3 protein-coding genes are annotated in these 3,164 nt (G+C 37.7%); all 3 read left to right on the forward strand.

Translation table 11 applies throughout. The annotated features are described in order from the left end of the window. Nucleotides 1-2 precede the first annotated feature (2 nt). Nucleotides 3-395 (forward strand): Lrp/AsnC family transcriptional regulator, encoded by a 393-nt coding sequence (locus tag AB685_RS29180; protein WP_128755967.1) that lies wholly within the window; start codon nt 3-5, stop codon nt 393-395. 402 nt (nt 396-797) lie between these two features. Beyond that, on the forward strand, nt 798-2,231 hold the full coding sequence (locus AB685_RS29185) for a sucrose-specific PTS transporter subunit IIBC (protein ID WP_047974115.1): 1,434 nt from the start codon (nt 798-800) through the stop codon (nt 2,229-2,231). 26 nt (nt 2,232-2,257) lie between these two features. Further along, a partial coding sequence (locus AB685_RS29190; RefSeq protein WP_047974116.1) for a glycoside hydrolase family 32 protein occupies nt 2,258-3,164 on the forward strand: 907 nt, incomplete at its 3' end.

The raw sequence follows: 3,164 nt of genomic DNA on the forward strand, positions 1-3,164 counted from the left end.
ATCTGCTTATCCTAGATGAACTATCCAAGAACAGTCGGATCACGATGAAAGAATTAGGTGAGAAAGTACATTTGACTGGACCAGCTACTTCAGCCAGAGTTGAGAAATTAGAGGATAGTGGGGTTATTGAGGGATATACCATAAAAGTTAATCAAGTCAAATTGGGATTTTATATACATGCTTTTCTAACTATCATTACACAGAGTACTAACCATCAGCCATATTTATCATTCATCAAAACGCAGGAACAATACCTTGTTCGTAACTATAAAATCAGTGGAGATGGTTGTTACCTTCTTGAATGTAAATTTCCATCCAATGAATTAATGAATAATTTTTTGGAAGGGTTAAACGAGTATGCAAACTATAAATTATCCATTGTTATTAAAAAATAGAGAATCAATAAAATGGAGAGTATGTGAAGAAATGTACTTAAGCTAACGGATGCGTTAATGTAATAAGAATTGTAGAATACTACATCAAAAAACGCTCAGATATCTGAGCGTTTTTACTTGCCATTTACATTACCAATTGGTTGTTAATATATATGCTGATTAGCATACTATTGACATAGTTATTTGCACTTTTCTTCTCGTTAACCGAACCCGTTATCTTAAAGGAACGACTTTTTTATATTCATAACGCAAAATAGCGATTAAAATGAGTGCAAAATAACATCTAAAGGACAAGTGAGAGCGCATTCAAAAAAAGATTGACGAATACAATGTAAAGCTTTACACTAATTTTATCAAAATAAAATGTAAAGCTTTACATTTTTGAGAGGAATGAAAAAAGAGATGGATTATAAACAGATTGCAAGTGAGGTCTTAGAAGCAATTGGTGGTAAGGAAAATGTATCTGCCGCAGCTCATTGTGCCACAAGATTACGCCTTGTATTAAAAGACGAATCTCTCGTTGATGAAAAAAAGCTAGAAGAGATTGATGCAGTGAAAGGTACCTTTTCCACAGCTGGTCAATATCAAATTATTATTGGGGCCGGTACTGTTAATAATGTGCACCGTGAGCTTGTTCAGTTGACTGGAATTGAAGAGATGTCGAAAGATGAAGTGAAAGCTGAAGGAAATAAAAAGATGAATCCAATTCAGCGTTTTGTGAAAATGCTTTCTGATATTTTTGTTCCGATTATACCAGCYATCGTGGCTGGGGGTTTATTAATGGGTATTCACAATTTATTAACATCAGAGGATTTATTCTTTGATGGGCAATCAATCATTGATGTTTATCCACAAATTGCTGACTTAGCAGCCATGGTTAATACTTTTGCGAATGCAGCCTTCGTTTTCTTACCGGTATTAATAGGATTTTCTGCAGCCAAACGATTTGGTGGGAATGCATATTTAGGTGCAGCAATGGGGATGATCATGGTTCACCCAGATCTAWWAAATGGATGGGGTTATGGTGGTGCAGTGGTAGATGGAGAGATTCCTGTATGGAATATCCTTGGTTTTGAAATTGAGAAAATCGGTTATCAAGGGACGGTTTTGCCAGTATTGGCAGCAGCCTTTATTTTAGCAAAAGTTGAACAATTTTTTAGACGTGTTGTGCCGTCTGCATTAGATAATTTATTAACACCGTTATTAACAATCTTTATCACGGGTGTTCTTACATTTACAGTTGTAGGTCCCTTGATGAGGCAGAGTGGACATTTAGTAACGGATGGACTTGTCTTTTTATATGAAACAGCAGGGTTCGTAGGTGGTGGATTGTTTGGTCTTTTGTATGCGCCAATTGTCATTACGGGGATGCATCATAGTTTCATTGCAGTCGAAACACAATTACTAGCTGATATTGCAAGAACAGGTGGATCTTTTGTCTTTCCAGTTGCAGCCATGTCGAATGTGGCACAAGGGGCTGCTGCTCTTGCAGTTATTGTTGTAACAGCTAATGCAAAAATGAAAAGCATCGCTTCTGCTTCAGGTATTTCGTCATTACTCGGTATTACAGAGCCAGCGATGTTTGGAGTGAATTTAAAGCTGCGGTACCCAYTTTATGCAGCCATTATTGGAGCTGGTGTATCTTCTGCCTATGTAACTTTAATGAAAGTATTATCAATCGCATTGGGGCCAGCCGGATTACCTGGTGTTATTGCCATCCGTCCTGACTCAATGATGCATTTTTTAATTGGATTAGCTATTGCGTTTGCCGTCTCATTTGCAATGACGATTGTATTAGCAAAACGTGCTGCGAAAAAGGAAGCTAAAGCAGCTTAAACATCTTAAAGAGTGAGGGTTAAGTTATGACATGRTCAAGGGAAGAACGATATCGTAAATACCGGGATGTGAGTGAAAAGGAAAGAATGCTTTTGAAGAAAAAAGTAAATGCATGTCCTTGGAGGCAGTCTTTTCATATTCAACCACCAACGGGTTTGTTAAATGATCCAAATGGTTTTGCTTATTTTAACGGCGAATATCATTTATTCTATCAGTGGTTTCCACACGGGCCGGTCCATGGCTTAAAACATTGGTATCATGTAACGTCTACAGATATGGTCAATTGGCAGAATAAAGGGTTAGCCATAGAACCAAATGAATTTTATGAAAGTCATGGAGCTTTTTCAGGAAGTGGAATTGTTGAGCAGGGAGATTTGTACCTTTTTTATACGGGCAACACTCGTGATGAGGAATGGCATCGACATCCCTACCAATGTATGGCGAAAATGACGAAAGAAAATGAGCTAGTGAAAGCTGCAGGTCCAATCATCTCTTCTCCTCCTAAAGGGTATACTGAGCATGTAAGAGACCCGAAAGTGTGGAAGACTTTATCTCTATTTTACATGGTTATTGGTGCACAGCGAGAAGATAAGACTGGATGTGTCTTACTTTATCAATCAAGAGATTTAAAAGAGTGGGAGTTTCTAGGTGAGGTAATCACGAAACTAGATGGCTTCGGTTATATGTGGGAATGTCCTGATTACATTGAATTAGATCAGAAAGGTATACTTATTTTTTCTCCTCAAGGGATTGAAGCAGAGGGAGATCTCTATAATAATATCTATCAATCAGGGTATCTCGTTGGGTCGCCATTAAATACATCCACAAAGAAATTTGACCATGGTCCATTTCAAGAATCAGATCGAGGATTTGACTTTTATGCCCCACAAACCACTCTTTCTGAAGATGGTAGAAGAATCATGATCGGGTGGA

It is taken from the genome of Bacillus sp. LL01, assembly GCF_001037965.1.